17 protein-coding genes are annotated in these 18,288 nt (G+C 67.4%); 7 read left to right on the forward strand and 10 right to left on the reverse strand.

What is annotated here, in order from left to right:
- The first annotated feature begins 50 nt into the window (after positions 1-50).
- From IBX22_RS23000 to IBX22_RS23010, 3 genes are all read left to right on the forward strand, one after another.
- Complete coding sequence (locus IBX22_RS23000) at positions 51-503, forward strand: Lrp/AsnC family transcriptional regulator (RefSeq protein ID WP_194817557.1); 453 nt, start codon at positions 51-53, stop codon at positions 501-503.
- A gap of 64 nt (positions 504-567) precedes the next feature.
- Positions 568-1,899 carry an L-lysine 6-transaminase gene (gene lat / locus IBX22_RS23005; protein ID WP_194817558.1) on the forward strand — a complete coding sequence of 444 codons (1,332 nt, stop codon included), beginning with the start codon at positions 568-570 and terminating at the stop codon, positions 1,897-1,899.
- A 112-nt stretch (positions 1,900-2,011) separates the two neighbouring features.
- Positions 2,012-3,196, forward strand: coding sequence for a hypothetical protein (locus tag IBX22_RS23010; protein ID WP_309234740.1), 1,185 nt, complete (start codon positions 2,012-2,014; stop codon positions 3,194-3,196).
- Between the two features lie 5 nt (positions 3,197-3,201).
- Here IBX22_RS23010 and IBX22_RS23015 read toward each other — a convergent pair whose 3' ends face one another.
- Genes IBX22_RS23015 through IBX22_RS23025 form a run of 3 tightly spaced genes read right to left on the reverse strand, consistent with a single transcriptional unit; the run spans position 3,202 to position 4,575 of the window.
- The gene (locus tag IBX22_RS23015) at positions 3,202-3,855 is read right to left on the reverse strand and encodes a Uma2 family endonuclease (protein WP_194817559.1); all 654 of its coding nucleotides are present in this window, start codon (positions 3,853-3,855) and stop codon (positions 3,202-3,204) included.
- Between the two features lie 4 nt (positions 3,856-3,859).
- Positions 3,860-4,198, reverse strand: a complete 339-nt coding sequence (locus IBX22_RS23020; protein WP_194817560.1) for a hypothetical protein — start codon at positions 4,196-4,198, stop codon at positions 3,860-3,862.
- Positions 4,198-4,575, reverse strand: a complete 378-nt coding sequence (locus IBX22_RS23025) for a DUF1707 domain-containing protein (RefSeq protein ID WP_194817561.1) — start codon at positions 4,573-4,575, stop codon at positions 4,198-4,200. The genes IBX22_RS23020 and IBX22_RS23025 overlap by 1 nt, the downstream gene beginning before the upstream one ends.
- 146 nt (positions 4,576-4,721) lie before the next feature.
- On the opposite strand from IBX22_RS23025, the gene IBX22_RS23030 reads away from it, so the two are divergent.
- Positions 4,722-6,248 (forward strand): serine/threonine-protein kinase, encoded by a 1,527-nt coding sequence (locus IBX22_RS23030; RefSeq protein WP_194817562.1) that lies wholly within the window; start codon positions 4,722-4,724, stop codon positions 6,246-6,248.
- A 137-nt stretch (positions 6,249-6,385) separates the two neighbouring features.
- Complete coding sequence (locus IBX22_RS23035; protein ID WP_194817563.1) at positions 6,386-8,668, forward strand: protein kinase; 2,283 nt, start codon at positions 6,386-6,388, stop codon at positions 8,666-8,668.
- A 160-nt stretch (positions 8,669-8,828) separates the two neighbouring features.
- Here IBX22_RS23035 and IBX22_RS23040 read toward each other — a convergent pair whose 3' ends face one another.
- The 3 genes from IBX22_RS23040 to IBX22_RS23050 form a co-directional block, all read right to left on the reverse strand.
- Complete coding sequence (locus IBX22_RS23040; RefSeq protein WP_194817564.1) at positions 8,829-9,755, reverse strand: patatin family protein; 927 nt, start codon at positions 9,753-9,755, stop codon at positions 8,829-8,831.
- Between the two features lie 115 nt (positions 9,756-9,870).
- A complete protein-coding gene (locus tag IBX22_RS23045) occupies positions 9,871-11,667 on the reverse strand; it encodes an acetyl/propionyl/methylcrotonyl-CoA carboxylase subunit alpha (protein WP_194817565.1) in 1,797 nt (598 codons plus the stop codon).
- Between the two features lie 128 nt (positions 11,668-11,795).
- On the reverse strand, positions 11,796-12,746 hold the full coding sequence (locus IBX22_RS23050) for a sulfurtransferase (RefSeq protein ID WP_194817566.1): 951 nt from the start codon (positions 12,744-12,746) through the stop codon (positions 11,796-11,798).
- 166 nt (positions 12,747-12,912) lie between these two features.
- Here IBX22_RS23050 and IBX22_RS23055 point away from each other — a divergent pair, with 166 nt between their 5' ends.
- Positions 12,913-13,740, forward strand: coding sequence for a metalloregulator ArsR/SmtB family transcription factor (locus IBX22_RS23055; protein WP_194817567.1), 828 nt, complete (start codon positions 12,913-12,915; stop codon positions 13,738-13,740).
- Here IBX22_RS23055 and IBX22_RS23060 read toward each other — a convergent pair.
- From IBX22_RS23060 to IBX22_RS23070, 3 genes are all read right to left on the reverse strand, one after another.
- Positions 13,666-14,295: a nucleoside triphosphate pyrophosphatase gene (locus tag IBX22_RS23060; protein ID WP_194817877.1), complete on the reverse strand. Its 630-nt coding sequence runs from the start codon at positions 14,293-14,295 to the stop codon at positions 13,666-13,668. The genes IBX22_RS23055 and IBX22_RS23060 overlap by 75 nt on opposite strands.
- Positions 14,296-14,300: 5 nt before the next feature.
- Positions 14,301-14,624 (reverse strand): acyl-CoA carboxylase subunit epsilon, encoded by a 324-nt coding sequence (locus tag IBX22_RS23065; RefSeq protein WP_194817568.1) that lies wholly within the window; start codon positions 14,622-14,624, stop codon positions 14,301-14,303.
- 79 nt (positions 14,625-14,703) lie between these two features.
- The gene (locus IBX22_RS23070) at positions 14,704-16,344 is read right to left on the reverse strand and encodes an acyl-CoA carboxylase subunit beta (RefSeq protein WP_194817569.1); all 1,641 of its coding nucleotides are present in this window, start codon (positions 16,342-16,344) and stop codon (positions 14,704-14,706) included.
- 137 nt (positions 16,345-16,481) lie between these two features.
- Between IBX22_RS23070 and IBX22_RS23075 the strand changes: the two genes are divergently transcribed.
- Entirely contained in the window at positions 16,482-17,297 is an 816-nt protein-coding gene (locus IBX22_RS23075; RefSeq protein ID WP_309234741.1) for a biotin--[acetyl-CoA-carboxylase] ligase, read from the forward strand.
- On the opposite strand, the gene IBX22_RS23080 is transcribed toward IBX22_RS23075, so the two are convergent.
- Entirely contained in the window at positions 17,294-18,247 is a 954-nt protein-coding gene (locus IBX22_RS23080) for an acyl-ACP desaturase (RefSeq protein WP_194817570.1), read from the reverse strand. The genes IBX22_RS23075 and IBX22_RS23080 overlap by 4 nt on opposite strands.
- Positions 18,248-18,288: the final 41 nt, after the last annotated feature.

Raw genomic sequence — 18,288 nt, forward strand, 5'->3', positions numbered from 1 at the left:
CAGTCGCCTTTTCGTGCCCCGAGTCGCGTCCGCCGGGTTAGCCTTCCCTGATGGCGGATACACCGGCAAGACCCGTACTCGATGACACTGATCGACTGCTGATTCGTGAACTGATGGCCGATGGCCGGGCCACTCTGTCGAACCTGGCCGAGAAGGCCAGTCTGTCGGTGTCCGCGGTGCAGTCGCGGGTGCGACGGCTGGAGGCGCGCGGAGTGATTCGCGGTTACAGCGCGCACGTCGATCCGGAAGCACTGGGCCAGTTGCTCTCGGCATTTGTGGCGATCACTCCTCTCGACCCGTCGCAGCCCGATGACGCGCCTGCCGTCCTGCAACATATCCCGGGGATCGAGGCTTGCCACTCCGTCGCGGGCGACGAGAGCTACGTGTTGCTGGTGCGGGTGGCCTCACCGCGGCACTTGGAGCAGCTGCTGCAGGAGATCAGGGCGACCGCCAACGTCAGAACTCGAAGCACCATCATTCTGCAGACATTCTACGACAGGTAGCGGTTTACGGTAATTAATCCGAAATGTTGTAGATCCTGACGGATTTTTTACGTACCCTACCGGTGTGACCCTCGAACTGGAGCAAACCCGAGGTGCGGTCACCCCCGCTACCCGGGTACATGAGATCTTGTCGGCGCATATCCTCGCCGACGGCTTCGACCTGGTGCTCGATCTGGCGAATTCGCGCGGCTGCCGCCTGGTCGACGAACGTGACGGCACCACCTATCTGGACATGTTCGGCTTCTTCGCCTCGAACGCGCTCGGCATGAACCATCCGGCCCTGGCCGACGATGCCGAGTTCCGCGCCGAACTGACCACCGCCGCGCTGAACAAACCGAGCAACTCCGACATCTACACCGTCGAAATGGCCCGCTTCGTGGACACTTTCGCGCGCGTGCTGGGTGATCCGCGGCTGCCGCACCTGTTCTTCATCGACGGCGGCGGACTGGCGGTGGAGAACGCGCTCAAGATCGCCTTCGACTGGAAGAGCCGGCACAACGAAAGCCATGGCCGCTCAGCGGAACTCGGCACCAAGGTGCTGCATCTGACAGGCGCGTTCCATGGGCGCACCGGCTACACCATGTCGCTGACCAACACCGACCCGGTGAAGACAGCACGATTCCCGAAGTTCGACTGGCCGCGCATCGACACCCCGTACCTGACCGCCGGTCGCGAGGTCGAACTGGCCGAAACGCAGGCGCTGGAGCAGGCACGGCGGGCGTTCGCCGAAAACCCGCACGACATAGCCTGTTTCATCGCCGAGCCGATCCAGGGCGAGGGTGGCGATCGGCACATGCGGCCGGAATTCCTGCGCGCGATGCAGGAGCTGTGTCACGAGAACGACGCGCTGTTCATTCTCGACGAGGTGCAGACCGGGGTCGGGATGACCGGAACCACCTGGGCCTACCAGCAATTGGGGCTGGAACCGGATGTCATCGCGTTCGGCAAGAAGACCCAGGTGTGCGGCGTCATGGCCGGTGGTCGCGTCGACGAGGTGGCCGACAACGTGTTCGCGGTCAGTTCCCGGCTCAACTCCACCTGGGGCGGCAACCTCACCGATATGGTGCGCACCCGCCGCATTCTCGAAGTGCTGGAACAGGATCGGCTGATCGAGCGGTCGCGAGAGCTCGGCGCGCACCTGCTGCGCCGGCTGGAGGAGCTGGCGGCGGCACATCCGCGGGTCAGTGAACCGCGCGGGCGCGGGCTGATGTGCGCGATCACGCTGGTGTCGGCGGAATTGCGCGACGAACTCCTGACCGCGCTGCGCGAACGCGAGCATCTGCTGATCCTCGGTACGGGCGAGCGTGGTGTTCGGTTCCGGCCGCCGCTCACCGTGAGTGTCGCCGAACTGGACGCCGCGGTGGACGCGTTGGATCGGGTGTTGTCCGCGATCTAAGGCCAATTGCTTGATATTTGCCCGGAATGGCGGAGTCTGAAATCTGGACTCCGCCATTACGCTTCGCACCCATGGCGTCCCGTCCTTACCGCACCCACGTCCGGTGCCGCGCGTGAACCGACGTAGTGCAGCTATGATCCTCTGCCCGGTAGTCGCGCTGGTTGTCGCGAGCGGGTGCGCCGGTGCCTCGGGCTCGGCCGCCGATGCCACGCGCTCGACGGTTGCTAGCAGCGCTGCACCGCCCGCGCACATCGCCAATCTGTTGCCGGGCATGCCGCCGCCGCTGTCACCGACCGACGTGTACGCCGCCAACCGTGAGCTGCATCCGTCGGTGGCGGACCACCGGACGCTGGTCTATGTGCCCAATAGCGAATCGGACACGGTGTCGGTGATCGACCCGGCGACCTTCCAGGTGATCGACACCTTCTCCGCGGGCGGCGACGAACCCCAGCACGTCGTGCCCTCCTACGACATGCAGACGCTCTACGTCACCAACGACCTGCCCCTCGGCAGCGGCAGCCTGCTCCCGATCGACCCGCGCACCGGCAAGCCGGGCGAGCCGTTCCCGGTCCGCGACCCCTACAACATGTACTACACACCCGACGGCCAGTACGCGCTCGTCGTCGCCGAAGCCGACAAGTCACTGGACTTCTACGACCCGCGCACCTGGGAGAAGAAGCACGCTGTCGCAGTCCCGGACTGCGCGGGCGTCGATCACATGGACTTCACCGCCGATGGCCGCTTCGCCCTGGCCAGCTGCGAATTCATCGGCCGCATGCTGGTTCTGGACGTCGCCGCCCGCGCGGTGGTCAAGACCATCGACCTGCCCAGCCGCTCCGACAAACCGCAGGACGTGAAACTGTCCCCGGACGGCCTGACCTTCTTCGTCGCCGACATGACAGCCAACGGCCTCTACACCTTCGATGCCCTGACCTTCGAGAGCAAGGGCTTCATCCCCACCGGCCACGGCGCCCACGGCCTCTACGTCACCCGCGATTCCAAGCAGATGCTCATCACCAACCGCCACGAAGGCAGCATCTCCGTCTGGGATTTCGCCCGCAACGAACTGGTCCACAAATGGTTCATCCCCGGCGGCGGCAGCCCCGACATGGGCAACATCTCCGCTGACGGCAACGTCTTCTGGGTCTCCGGCCGCCACCACGGCGAGGTCTACGCCATCGACATCGCCAACTGGAACCTGCTGGCCCGCATCCCCGTCGGCACCGGCGCCCACGGCCTCACCATCTGGCCCCAGCCCGGCCGCTACTCCACCGGGCACACGGGAGTCATGCGCTGATCGGGTCAGAACTCGAGGTCGGTCCAGGGGATGGTGATCGGGAACGGGAAATCGAATTCGATTCCCCCGGGATCGGCGGGCGTCCACTCGCGCACTGCGAGATAGTTCGCCGGACGTAGCGGGCGAACCCCCTCGGTCAGGCGGCCGTGCTCGACTTCGAGCGCGTAAGCCCGGACCATCGCGATCGCGCTGCTGTCGCGATCCAGCGAAACCTCCCAGTACCAGGGAATCCCGACGCTCGCGTATCGGCCTTTCTTGGCTTCCAGATCGGATTGAGTGTTGGAGGGGGACAGGACTTCTCCGACCAGTACGACATCCGAGGCGCGCAGGTCCTGGTACGGACCATCAAGGCACCGATGGACGACGAAGTCCGGCGTCAGGAAGTTCGACTTTCCGGTGGGGCTCATGAAGACATTCGTCTCGAGGTTGACCCTCCAGCACTGTTCCGGTTCGGTCGCCATCGACTTCCGCGCAGCCCGCTCGAGCTCGTTGGTCAGTCGGCGAGTGAAAGTTTGATGCTCACCGGGGCCGCGCCGGAGCCACACCACACGTCCATCCCAGAGTTCGATTTGTTCGGCGATCTCCTCCGGAAGCCGCTCCAACTGCTCCCAGGTCAGATACTCCGGGAGATCGGGCCGCTCGGTGTGCGGAATCGCCATGACCTCATGCTATCCGCAAGCCCAAGGCTCCCTCGGCGAAGCGGCGGACTGTGGTCAGGCCGGCTTCGAGGGCCGCGTCGTAGCCTTCGCGGGCCCAGCCGGTGAGTTCGGCTTCGCCGTCGGCGGTGGGGGTGACGCCGATTTCGGCGACCATTTCGGCGGTGGTGGGTTCGCAGACGGCCCAGGAGTAGTGGATTTCGTTGTCCCACTGGGTGGCTCGGCGGGTGACGTAGTCGGGGTCGGTGATGCCGCCGGCGGCGAGGGCGGGGCGGTCGTCGATGCGTTCGTCGGCGCGCAGGGCGCGGAGATACCAGTTGCCGGCGTTGATTTCGATGGGTTCCATCAGTCGTTGTCCTCGCTGCGTCGTTTGCCGATCAGTAGGGCGCCACAGAGCGGGATGGCCAGGAACCACAGCCAGCTGCCGGTGGCGAAGAAGAGGATGACGGCGATGATCGGGATGGCGGCCATGACTCGTTCCGGCCAGTCGTCGAGGAAACCGGACTTCTGCTTGGCGGGCGTCTTGGCCAGGCTGACCTGGTCGGGTGGGAGGTCGGCGAAGACCGGTTCCAGGTCACCGCGGGTGAGCGCGGCCGCGACCACGGCGCTGCGCTCGTCGAATTCCGCCACGCTGAGCCGCCCGGCCGCGAAATGGTCGGACAGCCGCTGCATCGCCTGCTCGCGTTCGGCGGTGCCGATGCGGACTTCGGGAACCTCGCTCATAGACAAAGGCTAACGCTCCCGGGGATCGACTATGTCCACCAAACCGGGGGTAGAACCGAATGAATGTCGGTAGATTCCCGGTCTCGAGCTTGGAATACGAGCGAGCGGGTAGCTCCTCCGTGAGAGGTAAGCGCGAGGAGTTCGTCATGGGGGACATGTCCTTCGGCCCGTATCTGCTGCAGCGTCCATTGGGGCGGGGCGGCACCGGGCAGGTGTGGCTGGCTCATGACACCGAGACCGAACGTCTTGTGGCACTGAAGATTCTGGCGCCGGAACTGAGCTGCGATGCGAAATATCGGCAGCGGTTCGAGCGGGAGGCCCGCGCGGCCGCCGCGTTGCGCAACCCGCATGTGGTGCCGATCCACCGGTTCGGTGAACTCGACGACCGGCTGTTCATCGATATGGAGCTGATCGTCGGGGCGGATGTGGCGACACTGCTGGCCTGCGAAGGTTCGATGACCCCGGGTGTTGCTGTCGACCTCGTCACCCAGACCGCGGCGGCCCTCGATGCCGCGCATCGCACCGGGCTGGTGCATCGCGACGTCAAACCGTCCAACATCGTGGTCGACGGCGATGGGTTCGCCTTCCTCATCGATTTCGGCACCGCCTATCGCTCGGGCCAGACCGCCATCACCGGCACCGGGCGAGTCATCGGCACGCTGGCCTACCTCGCCCCGGAACGGTTCACCGGCGGCGGTGACGCCCGCTGCGATGTCTACGCGCTGGCCTGTGTGCTCTATGAATGTCTGACCGCGCGAAGACCTTTCGGTGACACCGATCCGGCCCAGCAGCTGCATGCGCATCTGCGGATGCCGCCGCCGCGGGCCTCGGATTTCAACCTCGCCGTCCCCGAGGCGCTGGACGAGGTCATCACCCGCGGAATGGCCAAGGAGCCTGACGAAAGATTCGCCAGTGCGGCGGAACTGGCGCGGGCGGCGCAGGAGGCGGTCGGCGCCACGACGCCGGAAACCACCGCTCGCCTGGCGGCGGCCGTCGCACCGTTCGTCGCGACCGGCGCACCGGACGAGGAGCGCCTGGCCTGGCCGGGGCTGTTAACTCCCGAGACGGATGTGCATGTTCTGGGGAAGTCGTCGGCGACCACCGAACCCGCGTCGCCGGCGCCAGCGGCACCCCAGTCGGTCACGCATCGCCGGGAACAGTTGCTCGCCGGTACCGCTGCCGTGCTGCTGGCGATCGCCGGCGCGGTGCTGTGGTCGGCCAACCGATCCGACGGGGCCGCCGAAATCGATGCCGCGCCCGCGACATCGGAGGTGGTGCTCCGCGCCCCGGCGCCGGCGGGCTCCTCGCCATCGGTCGCGCCGCGGCCGGCGGTGACCTCCGCGCTGTCGACAACGGCGGTGGTCGCGGCCCCGGTGCCGGTGACCCAGGAGCCGACCGTATTGCCGCGGTCGACCGCGCCGGTCGTCCCGGTCATCGGCCAGCCCTGTGATCCCGCGTATGACAGCAACGGCGCCTCCGCCGAGGGGATCGCCCTGTCCTGCACCCAGATCGGCGGCCAGATCGCGATCTGGTCGCCTGCGCTGGCGCCGGTCGAGCAGCCGAACAACCCCAAACCCGTGGAGGACAAACCCGACAAACCGGGCCATGGCAACGGGAACGGCAATGGCAACGGGAACGGGCACGGGAACGGGAAGCCCAAACCGAATAAGTAGACCGCCCTGCCGATTCGGCGCACGTCAGCCAGCTCACAGGTGTTCGTGCTATTTCTTGTGACCTACCGGGGTTAGGCTCCGAGAAAGGCCGGGCGGGCCGTCGGACCGGCTGCATCGAGCACGGGGAGGTGTGGCGGATGGGCGCTGTTCGATTCGGCCCATATCGGCTGGAACGGCTGCTCGGCAAGGGCGGCATGGGCGAGGTCTGGCTCGCCGCCACCAGCACCGGCCATCACGTCGCCTTGAAACTTCTTGCCGCGGAGCATGCCAGGGACGCCACCTACCGCGTCCGCTTCGAGCGCGAAGCCGAACTCGCGGCGGCGCTGCGTGATCCGCACATCGTCCCGATCCACGCCCACGGCGCGATCGACGGCCGCCTGTTCATCGAAATGGCCTACGTCGACGGTACCGATCTCGCGGCCCGCCTGGCCTGCGGTGAACTCCCGGTACGGACCGCGGTCGACATCGTCGGCCAGGTCGCCACCGCGCTGGACACCGCACACGGTCAAGGGCTGGTGCACCGCGACATCAAGCCGTCCAACATCCTGGTGCGCCCGGACGGTTTCAGCTACCTCATCGACTTCGGCCTGGCGCGCAGCCTGGGTGCGTCCGGCGTCACCGCCACCGGCATGGCGATCGGCACCCTGGCCTACATGGCGCCGGAGCGCTTCACCGGGACCTCCTGCGACGCCCGCGCCGACGTGTACTCCCTGGCCTGTGTCCTCTACGAATGTCTCACCGGCGCGCGCCCATTCGGCGACACCGACCCGGCCCAGCAGATGCACGCCCACCTGATGGCCGCCCCACCGTGCGCGGCCATCCGCAACACGGCCATCCCGGCCGCCCTCGACCAGGTCATCGCCCGCGGTATGGCCAAGGACCCAGCCGACCGGTACGCCAGCGCCGGCGAATTCGCCACCGCCGCGGCCGCGGCCCTCACTCCAGCCCGCGACAGCAGCCCGCATCCGACGAAAGTGCTTCCAGCACCCGGACTTCCCCCGACCAGGCGCGAAACCGTCCAGCGCACCCCCATCCGGCCCGTCGCAGCGCCGATCATCGCGGCGCCCACCGCGCCGCCCCCAATCGGCCCCTCGGGGACCAAGGCCCTCCCCGTATCCAGCCCGTCGCCGACGCGTGCTCAAACGCGCGCCCAGCCTCCGGCCCCCGCCCAGACACCGACTCGCGCTCAGACGTCGGCAGGTGGCCCGTCGCCGACTCGCACTCAGACGTCCCCCGCATCGAGCCCGACGCCGACGCACGCTCAAGCGCCCGCCCAGACTCCCGTCCGCCGCCAGACACCGACTCGCGCTGAGACGTTGGCTGGTGGCCCGTCGCCGACTCGCGCACAGACGTCCTCCGCATCGAGCCCGACGTCGGCGCGTGCTCAGGCGCCCGCCCAGCCTCCGGCCCGCCCGCACACACCGACTCGCGCTGAGACGTTGGCTGGTGGCCCAGCGCTGACCCGCGCACAGACGTCAACCGGTGCCCAGGCACGTGGCCACACGTCGGTGGGCAACCCGCTGCCGACTCGAGCTCAGACGTTGGTGGGCAACCTGGTGCCGACCCGCGCTCAGACGATGGCAGGGGCGGCGCCGGTCCAGCTGGCAGCGCTCGAAGCCGGAGGTGGGCGGCGACGCTGGTATCTGCGGCGCCGGGGTGTCGAGGTGCGTCCTTCGCGGCCGATCGGTCCTGTGCAGCCAGTTCGCCCCGCGGCCTTGGTTCCCGTAGCGGCCCGGCCGGTAGAGCCGGTGCGGTCTGCGGCGGTGCGTAAGCGCGGCCAGGTGTGGCCGTCACGCGGACCGGGCTCCGCCGTTCCGCCTCCGCGCCCTGCCCCACGTCGCAAGCGCGGTGTTCTCCGCAAGACGATCTGGGCGCTGGTGATCATCTTCGTGGCCCCGTTCGCCTTCGCCGCAGGCTGTTTCGCGCTGATCGCCAACAGCGGTTCCGGCAGCAGTGGCTCGACCGTGGGCAACCCGCCCGCGATCTCGGAGCCGAGCCCCGAACCCGAGCCGCAGCCGGAACCGGAACCGGAGGTCGCGCCCGCCGGTGCCGCCGTGCGCGACGGGAAGTTCGAATTCGCGGTCGGCAATATCGAATCCGGGGTCCGGAAGGTCGGCTCGCAGAGAGCCGCCGGTTCGTTCCTGATCGTCACCCTGACCGTGCGTAATATCTCCGACGAGGCGAAATGGTTCACCCCGTTCGGGCAGAAGCTGTTCGACGACAACGGAAACCAGATCGACCCGCACCTGCTCGCCACCTTCTTGCAGGGCGGCAACAAGCACCGCAACACCATCAAGTTGGAACCGGGCGAGTCGGCCACCGGCAAACTGGTCTTCGACATTCCGGACAGCGCCACCCCGAGTCGCCTCGCCCTGCACGACTCCCCGTTCTCCGGCGGCGCCTCCGTCGCTCTGACCTGACGGCCGGTTTCACGAGTCCTGATTCCAGGGCGTGTTCGGTGGTCGCCACACGCGCCACGGCATTGGGTGCCGGAGGTCTTCGCAGTCCGGCTGGGCTATAGGTCCGAAGTTGGCGCCCCGGTCCGGCGTGCACGTCGGACTGCTCGGATCAAGCCGATTATCAGGCGGCGCGGACGGTTTCGGCCAGGGCATCCAGGACAGCGTGACGACCGATTTCCAGCGCGGCGGTGAGTAGATCGGTGTCACGCGAGGCGCTGGCGATGTCGGGGGAGCCCGCGGGCGGATGGATCTGCAGCGCCGTAGGTCCGAGCCCGGTGAGAAATTCGTCCTCGACGGTCTGCTGGTCCGGCCGAGTGGTCCAGGCGCGGTACGCACCCGGCGCCCGCAGTCGAAGGTAGCCACCGCCGAGAACCTGGTGCAGGACGGAAACCGGCGGGCGGGGTTCGTCAACCCGGCGGGTGCGCAGCACCAGGGCATGCGTCGCCCCGTCGCGCACCGCGATACGGATCGGCACCGACTCGGCGAGACCACCATCGAAATAGTGTGAATCACCCAGCGGGACAGGCGGACCAGCGAGGATCGGCAGCCCGGCGGAGGCGCGCAACGCAGTCTGCAAGGAGAGTTTGTCCACTATGAACGGCTGCAGGTCCACCGCGAGGCCCGTGCGGATATCCGTGGCGATCGGATGAAAAGTAGTGGGGTTGTCCAGGATCGCCGGAAAATCCATCGGCTCGATCCCATCGTAGACCTGATCGACCAGCCAATTCAGATCGAACGCGGGCCGCCCCCGCAGCATCCGCGCCGAATCCACGGTGCGCCGCAAGATCGCAGGATCGGTCCAGGTCCGCATCCCCGGTACCACCCGACCCGACAAGAACCACGCCCCGTTCAGCGCCCCCGCCGAGGTGCCGTACACCGCGTCGAAGATCCCCCCGAGCCCGAGCTCCTCCAGCGCACACACCATCCCACCGGCGAAAACCCCGCGACTACCCCCACCCTCGATGACGAGCACCAGCCGGTTCCCGTCCGCACGACTACCCGAGGCACTACGCCCCCGGATCACCTCGGCAACATTGGAGCTGGTCACCGGACCACCATACCGTCGAGCCTGGAGGCGGTCTTGTCGTCCCTCTACCCACCCAAACGCAAGAACGGGCGTGGACTTGACGTCCACGCCCGCTCTAGCTGGTTGTCGGTATGACTTACTTGATCTCTGCCAGAACCGTGCCCTGCGTGATCGCGGCGCCCGCCTCCACGGACAGGCCGGTGACCACACCCGCCTTGTGCGCGTTAACCGGGTTCTCCATCTTCATCGCCTCGAGCACCACGATGAGATCGCCCGCCTCGACGGACTGGCCCTCTTCCACGGCGACCTTGACCACGGTGCCCTGCATGGGCGCGGTGACCGCGTCACCGGAGGCCGCACCGCCGCCGGCGCCGCCACGGGTGCGCGGCTTGGGCTTCTTGCGGATCGCACCGGCGCCGTTGCCGCCGGCACCGCCACCGACGGTGAAGTTACCGGGCAGCGACACCTCGACGCGACGCCCACCGACCTCGACGACGACCTTCTGCCGGGGCAGATCCTCGTCCTCGTCCGCGGCGACCGCACCCGGGGTGAACGGCTCGACGGAGTTGACCCACTCGTTTTCGATCCACTTGGTGTAGACGTCGAACTTCTCGCCGTCACCCACGAAGGCGGGATCGGAGACGATGGCCCGGTGGAACGGGATGACCGTGGCGAGACCGTCGACCTCGAACTCGGCCAGCGCGCGACGCGCACGCTGCAGCGCCTGGTCGCGGTTCTCGCCGGTGACGATCAGCTTGGCCAGCATGGAGTCGAACTGGCCGCCGATCACGCTGCCCTGCACCACGCCGGAGTCCACGCGGACACCGGGGCCGGACGGCTCGCGGTACACCGCGACCGGGCCGGGGGCGGGCAGGAAGCCGCGGCCGGCGTCCTCACCGTTGATGCGGAACTCGAAGGAGTGGCCGCGCGGGGTGGGATCTTCCTTGATGGAAAGCTCGTGGCCCTCGGCGATGCGGAACTGCTGGCGTACCAGGTCGATACCCGCGGTCTCCTCGGTGACCGGGTGCTCGACCTGCAGGCGGGTGTTCACCTCGAGGAAGGACACCGTCTCGCCCTGCACCAGGTACTCCACGGTGCCGGCGCCGTAGTAACCGGCCTCACGGCAGATCCGCTTGGCGGATTCGTGGATCGCGGCACGCACCGCGTCGGACAGGAACGGGGCGGGGGCTTCCTCGACGAGCTTCTGGAAGCGGCGCTGCAGCGAGCAGTCGCGGGTGCCGGCGACCACCACGTTGCCGTGCTTGTCGGCGATGACCTGCGCCTCGACGTGGCGGGCCTTGTCCAGGTACTGCTCGACGAAGCACTCGCCACGGCCGAAGGCGGCGATCGCCTCACGGGTGGCGGACTCGAACAGCTCGGGGATCTCCTCGATGGTGTGGGCGACCTTCATGCCGCGGCCACCGCCACCGAAGGCGGCTTTGATCGCGACCGGCACGCCGTATTCCTTGGCGAAGGCGACGACCTCGTCGGCGTTCTTGACCGGATCCTTGGTGCCCGCGGCCATCGGCGCGCTGGCGCGCTCGGCGATGTGGCGGGCGGTGACCTTGTCACCGAGATCGCGAATGGACTGCGGGGACGGACCGATCCAGATCAGCCCGGCGTCGATGACGGCCTGGGCGAACTCGGCGTTCTCGGAGAGGAATCCGTAGCCGGGGTGGATGGCGTCGGCGCCGGACTTGGCGGCGGCATCGAGGATCTTGTCGAACACGAGGTACGACTCGGCCGAGGTCTGGCCGCCCAGGGCGAAGGCTTCATCGGCGAGCTTCACGAAGGGGGCATCGGCGTCCGGTTCCGCGTAGACCGCGACGCTGCCGATTCCGGCGTCCTTGGCCGCCCGGATCACGCGCACGGCGATCTCGCCTCGGTTAGCTACGAGGACCTTCGTGATCCGCGCGCTGGCATGGCTGGGCACTGAAGCCTCCTGGTTTGCAATGACAACTTACGTCTCGGGCGAGTGTAGGCAGTGTGCCAATAGATCCGGAACTCGGATAGCCCTACTCGGCAGTAGGTCGCACATCACACCTGCATACGCTATGTGAGCTAGCGCCGCTTGCCCGTTGCTTTGGCTGCTACCGGAACTTCGCCGGGTTCAGTGCCTTTGACGATCGGCATCCCCACCGAATTTCCCCATTCGGCCCAGGAACCGTCGTAGTTGCGCACGGCGCCGAACCCCAGCAGATAGGTCAGCACGAACCAGCTCAGGCTGGAGCGCTCGCCGATGCGGCTGTAGACGATGAGATCGTCGGAATCGGTGAAGTCGCCGTAGATCTCATCGAGTTCGGCGCGGGACCGGAAGCGGCCGCCGGCGCCGATGGCCCGGGTCCATTCGACATTGCGCGCGGTGGGGATATGGCCGCCGCGCAGGGCGGAGGCCTCCGGGCTGTCCGGTTTCGGCGCGACCTCACCCGCGTATTCCTCGGCGGCGCGCACGTCGAGCAGACCCTTTCGAGCGCCCCGCAAGCGATCGCCGGCGGCCGGCTTACCCAAATGCGCCAGTACGTCGTCGCGGAAGGCGCGCGCGATGCTGTCGTCGCGCCGCACCTCGGGGTAGTCGCTGCGCACCGGATACGTGACGTCGAAGGTGGTGTCGCGTTCCTCGGACAACCAGCCCGCCCGCCCGCCGTCGAGCAGTCGCACGTCCGCGTGGCCGAACAGCGTGAACAGCCACAGTGTGTGCGCCGCCTGCGCGTTGTCCCGGTCGCCGTAGATCACCACGGTATCGTCGCGCTGGATTCCCTTGGCGCGCATGAGCTCGGTGAAGCGGTCGCCGTCGATGTAGTCGCGGGTGACCGGATCGCTCAGATCGCCACGCCAGTCGATCTTGATGGCGCCGGGAACGTGACCGATGTCATACAGCAGGACGTCTTCGTTCGACTCGATGATCTTCAGCCCCGGCGCGCCGATGTTTGCCGACAGCCACTCTGTGGTTACTAGTCGGTGAGGATGTGCAAAAGTTGCGAAGTTGGGCGCTGGGTCCGGGGCGACGGGCACGATGAGGGTCCTTCATGCGAGGTAGACGGCGGTTTTGGCGTTTCGTGCTGCATAACGATGGTAAGTGTGCTGCGTGAGTGAATCTCGTTTCAGATCACAAATCGGCTGAATGGGCGAATAAATCGCACCCACATCCGATAAAGTCTCCCGGGAGGAGGGGTGAGCTATGTCCGATTCGTGGCCGCGACGGCGACTGCTCGCGATCCTACGTGGCGCCAGCGAGCCTCTCGATGCCCAGGAACTGGCCAGAATTACCGGACAGCACGTCACCACGGTCCGCTTCCACCTGGATGTGCTCACCAAGGAATCCCTGGTGCGCCAGTTCCAGCAACCCCCGCGCGGCCGGGGCCGTCCGCGCATCGGCTACAGCGCCGTGCAGCGTTCGGTGGGTTATCAGGAGCTGGCGCAGGTGCTCGCCGACCAGCTGGGCAACGATCCGCGCCGCCGCTCAGATGCCGCGATCACCGCGGGCCGGGCCTGGGGCGCCAAGCTCGACGCCGGTGATCACCGGGTGGAAACCCTCGAGGACGCCAAAGACGTCACCATGACGCTGCTCTCGGAGCTCGGCTTCGCCCCGGAACGGGACGCGGCCAAAGACGCAGCATCGCTTCGCGATTCCGTGGGGGGTGGTGGTCGGGCGACGGGTGGGCCCGAGGAGCAGGTGGAGATCCGGATGACGGCCTGCCCGCTGCGCGAGCTGGCGCGCACCCACTCCGAGGTGGTGTGCGGCGTGCATCTGGGATTGATCGAGGAAGTGCTGGACCGCAACGGCGGCCGGGGCACGATCAGCGCCCGGCTGCATCCGTTCGTGGAGCCGGAACTGTGCGTGGCCCACCTGGAGATGATCACCCGCCGTGACGTCACTCCCGTCGCGGTCGGAGCCGACGCGGGTGCCGAAGAGCCGACACTGGCGACGCCGTCAGCGGGGCGCGTGGCCCCACAGCTGCGCAACTCCGACCCCAACGTCGCCAAGCAGTCGGCGCAGCAGTGGTAATCCGATCCCGATGACGCTGGACGGATCGCCTTCGATCCGGTCCACGAACCAGCCGCCCATCCCGTCTAGGGTGAACGCGCCCGCGACCTGCAGCGGTTCGCCGGTGGCGATGTAGGCGTCGAGTTCCTCGGGGTCCGGCTTCGCGAAATGCACTGTGGTGGAGCTGCAATCGACCGCCGAGGCGGTGATCGTGCCGTCCTGGACCCGCAGCACACAGTGCCCGGTCAGCAGATCGGCACTGCGCCCGGCCATGTCGGCCCAGCGCGCCCGCGCCACCTCGGGGGTGTGCGGCTTGCCCTGCAGCACACCGTCCACCAGCAGCATCGAATCACAGCCGACGACAACACAATTCGCGGGCAGATCCGCGGCGGCGGCGACCGTCTCCGCTTTCGCGCGCGCGAGCTCGACAACGATTACCTCAGGAGCCGAATCGGCGGGCAAGGCGGCTTGGAGAGCGTCCTCGTCGACGTCGGAAACCCGCACCACCGGATCGATGCCCGCGGAGCGGAGCACCTCCCGGCGGGCGGGGGACGCGGAACCTAGTACGAGCTTCAGCTCGCTCAACGCAGGTGTGACAGTTGCGGATAGGCGTACGGGGAGAACGGAGATGTCCCGCGATGCAGCATGGTCGGACGGCCCCACATGTCCTGCGGGCCGGAGTCGGCCACCCCGCCGCTGTTCGCGGCCGCGGTCAGCACGCAGACCAGCGCCGCGACCTCGGCATCGGTCGGCGAACCCTTGACGATTCGGAACAGCGACTGGTCGGCCGCGGCCGGGGTCTCGGCTGCCGCATCCGCGGTGACCTCGGCCTCGTTCGCGATTTCCTCGACTGTGAGATCCAACTCGACGGCGGTCAATACATCTTCTTCTGCCACGGTCGTCACAGTGCCAGATCCTCTCTGTAGCGCTTCACGGCGTCTCCCGAAATTCCCAGTGTGCGGCTTCCCGGGAATTATCGCTCGATCAGAGCGGGATGTTGCCGTGCTTCTTCGGCGGCAGCGTCACCATCTTGCGTTCCAGCAGCCGCAGCGCCGACACGATCTGGCCGCGGGTGTGCGAGGGCGGGATGACGGCGTCGACGTAGCCACGCTCGGCGGCCACGTACGGGTTCACCAAGGTGTCCTCGTACTCATTCTGCAGCTCGAGCCGCAGCGCGTCGACGTCGCCGCCGCTCTTGGCGGCTTCGGCCAGCTGCTTGCGGTACACGAAGCCGACGGCCCCGGAGGCGCCCATGACGGCGATCTGCGCGGTGGGCCAGGCCAGGTTGACGTCGGCGCCCATGTGCTTGGAGCCCATGACGTCGTAGGCGCCGCCGTAGGCCTTGCGGGTGATGATCGTGATTTTGCCCACAGTGGCCTCACCGTAGGCGTAGAGCAGCTTGGCGCCGCGCCGGATGATGCCGTTGTATTCCTGGCCGGTGCCGGGCAGGAAGCCGGGCACGTCGACCAGGGTGATGATCGGGATGTTGAAGCAGTCGCAGGTACGCACGAAGCGCGCGGCCTTCTCCGAGGCGTCGATGTCGAGGCAGCCCGCGAACTGGGTGGGCTGGTTGGCGACGATGCCGACGCTGCGGCCGTCGACGCGGCCGAAGCCGACGATGATGTTCATCGCGCGCTCGGCCTGCACCTCGAGGAACTCGTCGTCGTCGAGCAGCCGGCGGATGACCTCGTGCATGTCATACGGCTGGTTCGGCGAGTCCGGGATGATCGTGTCGAGCTCGCGGTCCTCGTCGGTCAGCGATTCCTCGATGGCGCCGTTGATCGGGTCGGTGGCCGGGAAGCGCGGGGCCTCGGCGCGGTTGTTGCTCGGCAGGTAGGACAGCAGATCCTTGACGTAGTCGAGGGCGTCCTGCTCGCCGGAGGCAACATAGTGCGCCACACCGGATTTGGTCATGTGGGTGTGCGCGCCACCCAGGTCTTCCATGGTGACGTCTTCGCCGGTGACGGTCTTGATCACGTCCGGGCCGGTGACGAACATCTGCGAGGTGCCATCGACCATGACGACGAAGTCGGTGAGCGCGGGGGAGTAGACGTGGCCACCGGCGGCCGGGCCCATGATCAGCGAGATCTGCGGGATCACGCCGGAGGCCTGGATGTTGCGGTGGAAGATCTCGCCGTACAGGCCGAGCGAGACGACGCCCTCCTGGATGCGCGCGCCGGCGCCCTCGTTGATGCCGACGAGCGGACGGCCGGTCTTCAGGGCCAGGTCCATCACCTTGACGATCTTCTCGCCGTAGACCTCGCCGAGCGAGCCACCGAAGACGGTGACGTCCTGGCTGAAGATGCAGACGTCGCGGCCGTCGATGGTGCCGTAGCCGGTGACGACGCCGTCGCCCAGCGGGCGGTTGCTCTCCAGGCCGAAGTTCACGCTGCGGTGCCGGGCCAGGGCGTCGAGTTCGACGAAGGAACCCTCGTCGAGCAGGGCCAGGATGCGTTCGCGGGCGGTCATCTTGCCCTTGGCGTGCACCTTGTCGACCGCGGCCTCACCCATCGGGTGCTGGGCTTCTTCCAGACGATTCCGCAGGTCAGCCAGCTTCCCAGCGGTGGTGTGGATATCGGGGGAGTCCGCCGGATCTTGCGCGGACTGCTGCTGGACACTCGTCATGGCTCCGGAGTGTAACCAGTGACAGTCGCCCTCACTAACTGAGTAGTGCTTACCCGTGAGTATAAAAAGCGCAGCTAGATCATGTTCTGGGCCTATCAATAACGGAAAGTTCCTGGTCGCCGAGTAGCGTTCCCGTTGTGCAGACGCCTTCCGTTGACCGCCCGCCGCTGGATGTCGAGCAACTGCGGCGCGCTGTCGCCGAAACGCCCGAGCTGTCGTTCTTCTCTCAGGTCGAGGTGGTGGAGTCGACCGGCTCGACCAACGCCGACCTGATCGCCCGCGCGGGCGAACCGGGTATCGATCAGGCGGTCCTGCTCGCGGAAGCGCAGGAGGCCGGGCGCGGGCGGCACGCGCGCACCTGGGTCAGTCCGCCGCGGGCGCAGATCTCTATGTCGGTGCTGGTGCGGCTGCGCGGGATCGCCCCGGAGGTGCTCGGCTGGCTGCCTCTGCTGACCGGTGTCGCGGTGGTGGACGCGCTGCGCTCGACGGCGGGCGTGGACGCGAACTTGAAGTGGCCCAACGATGTTCTGATCGGCGGCCGCAAGGTCGCGGGCATCCTCGCCGAAGTGGCATCGGGCGGCGGGGAGCCTGCGGTGGTGGTCGGCGTCGGTGTCAACGTGAGCCTCGCCGAGTCGGAACTGCCGGTGCCGCACGCGACTTCGCTGCTGCTGGCGGGTGCGAAGGAGATCGATCGCACCCTGCTGGTGCGGTCCCTGCTCACCGAATTCGCACGCCGCTTCGACACCTGGCGCGCCGCGGGCTGGGACACCACCGGCCTGATCGAGGCCTACCGCGAACGCTGCGCCACCATCGGCGCCGAGGTACGCGCCGAACTTCCGGGCGGCGAAGTGCTGACCGGGGTCGCCGCCGGCGTCGACGACCACGGCCGCCTGCTGATCGGCGACCGGGCCGTCTCGGCGGGCGACGTCACCCACCTGCGTGCCGAGTATTAAGACACCGGCTGCAAACCGCGGGCCGCTTCACGCGCCAGCAAACGGTCGCGCTGTTCCTCGAACTTGAGCACGTCCTGCTCCAGCTTCTCCAGATAGACGCCGAGCCGGTCCCGCGCCTGTTCGCCGCGCGCGCTGAAGTCGTTGCGCTCGAAGATGTTCCACTTCTTCAGCACCGGCAGCACCACTTCCTCGCGGTGCTGGCGCAGGTCGTAGATGCCGTGCTTGGCCATCAGCGCACCGTTGCGGCGGAAGTTCGGCATGCCGTAACCGGGCATCACGAAATTCTCCAGGATGATGGTGATCGCCTCGATCGCCTGGTCCGGCACCAGATCCAGGCCGGCGCCGCACAGGTTGCGGTAGAAGATCATGTGCAGGTTCTCGTCGGCGGCGATGCGCTGCAGCATGCGGTCGGCGATCGGGTCGTGACAGACCTTGCCGGTGTTGCGGTGGCTGACCCGGGTGGCCAGTTCCTGGAAGGTGACGTAGGCGATGTTGAGCAGGAACCCGCCCCAATTCTCCGGGGAATGCACGCCATTGGTCATGTGCACCATGCGGTCGTTCTCCAGCGCGACCGGATCCACGCCGCGGGTGACCACCAGGTAGTCGCGCATCACGATGCCGTGCCGGTTCTCCTCGGCGGTCCAGCGGCCGACCCAGGTGCGCCACGCGCCGCCGTTGTCGAAGGCCTCGGAGATGATCCGGTGGTAGGAGGGCAGGTTGTCCTCGGTGAGCAGGTTCGTGATCATGGCCGCCTTGGCGACCTCGTTCAGCTGGGATTGCTCAGGGTCCCAATCGTTTCCGCCCATCGCGGCGAAGTTGCGGCCCTCGTCCCACGGGACGTAGTCGTGCGGATGCCAGTCCTTGGTCATGGACAGGTGCCGGTTCAGGTTTTCCTCGGCCACCGGCTCGAGTTCGGTGAGGATTTCCAGCTGGGTCAGGTCCCTGGTCACACACGCCTCCACGGTCGTTGTCGAGCATGGTTTTAGGAGCA

It is taken from the genome of Nocardia sp. XZ_19_385 (genome assembly GCF_015355755.1).
Lineage (GTDB): Bacteria > Actinomycetota > Actinomycetes > Mycobacteriales > Mycobacteriaceae > Nocardia.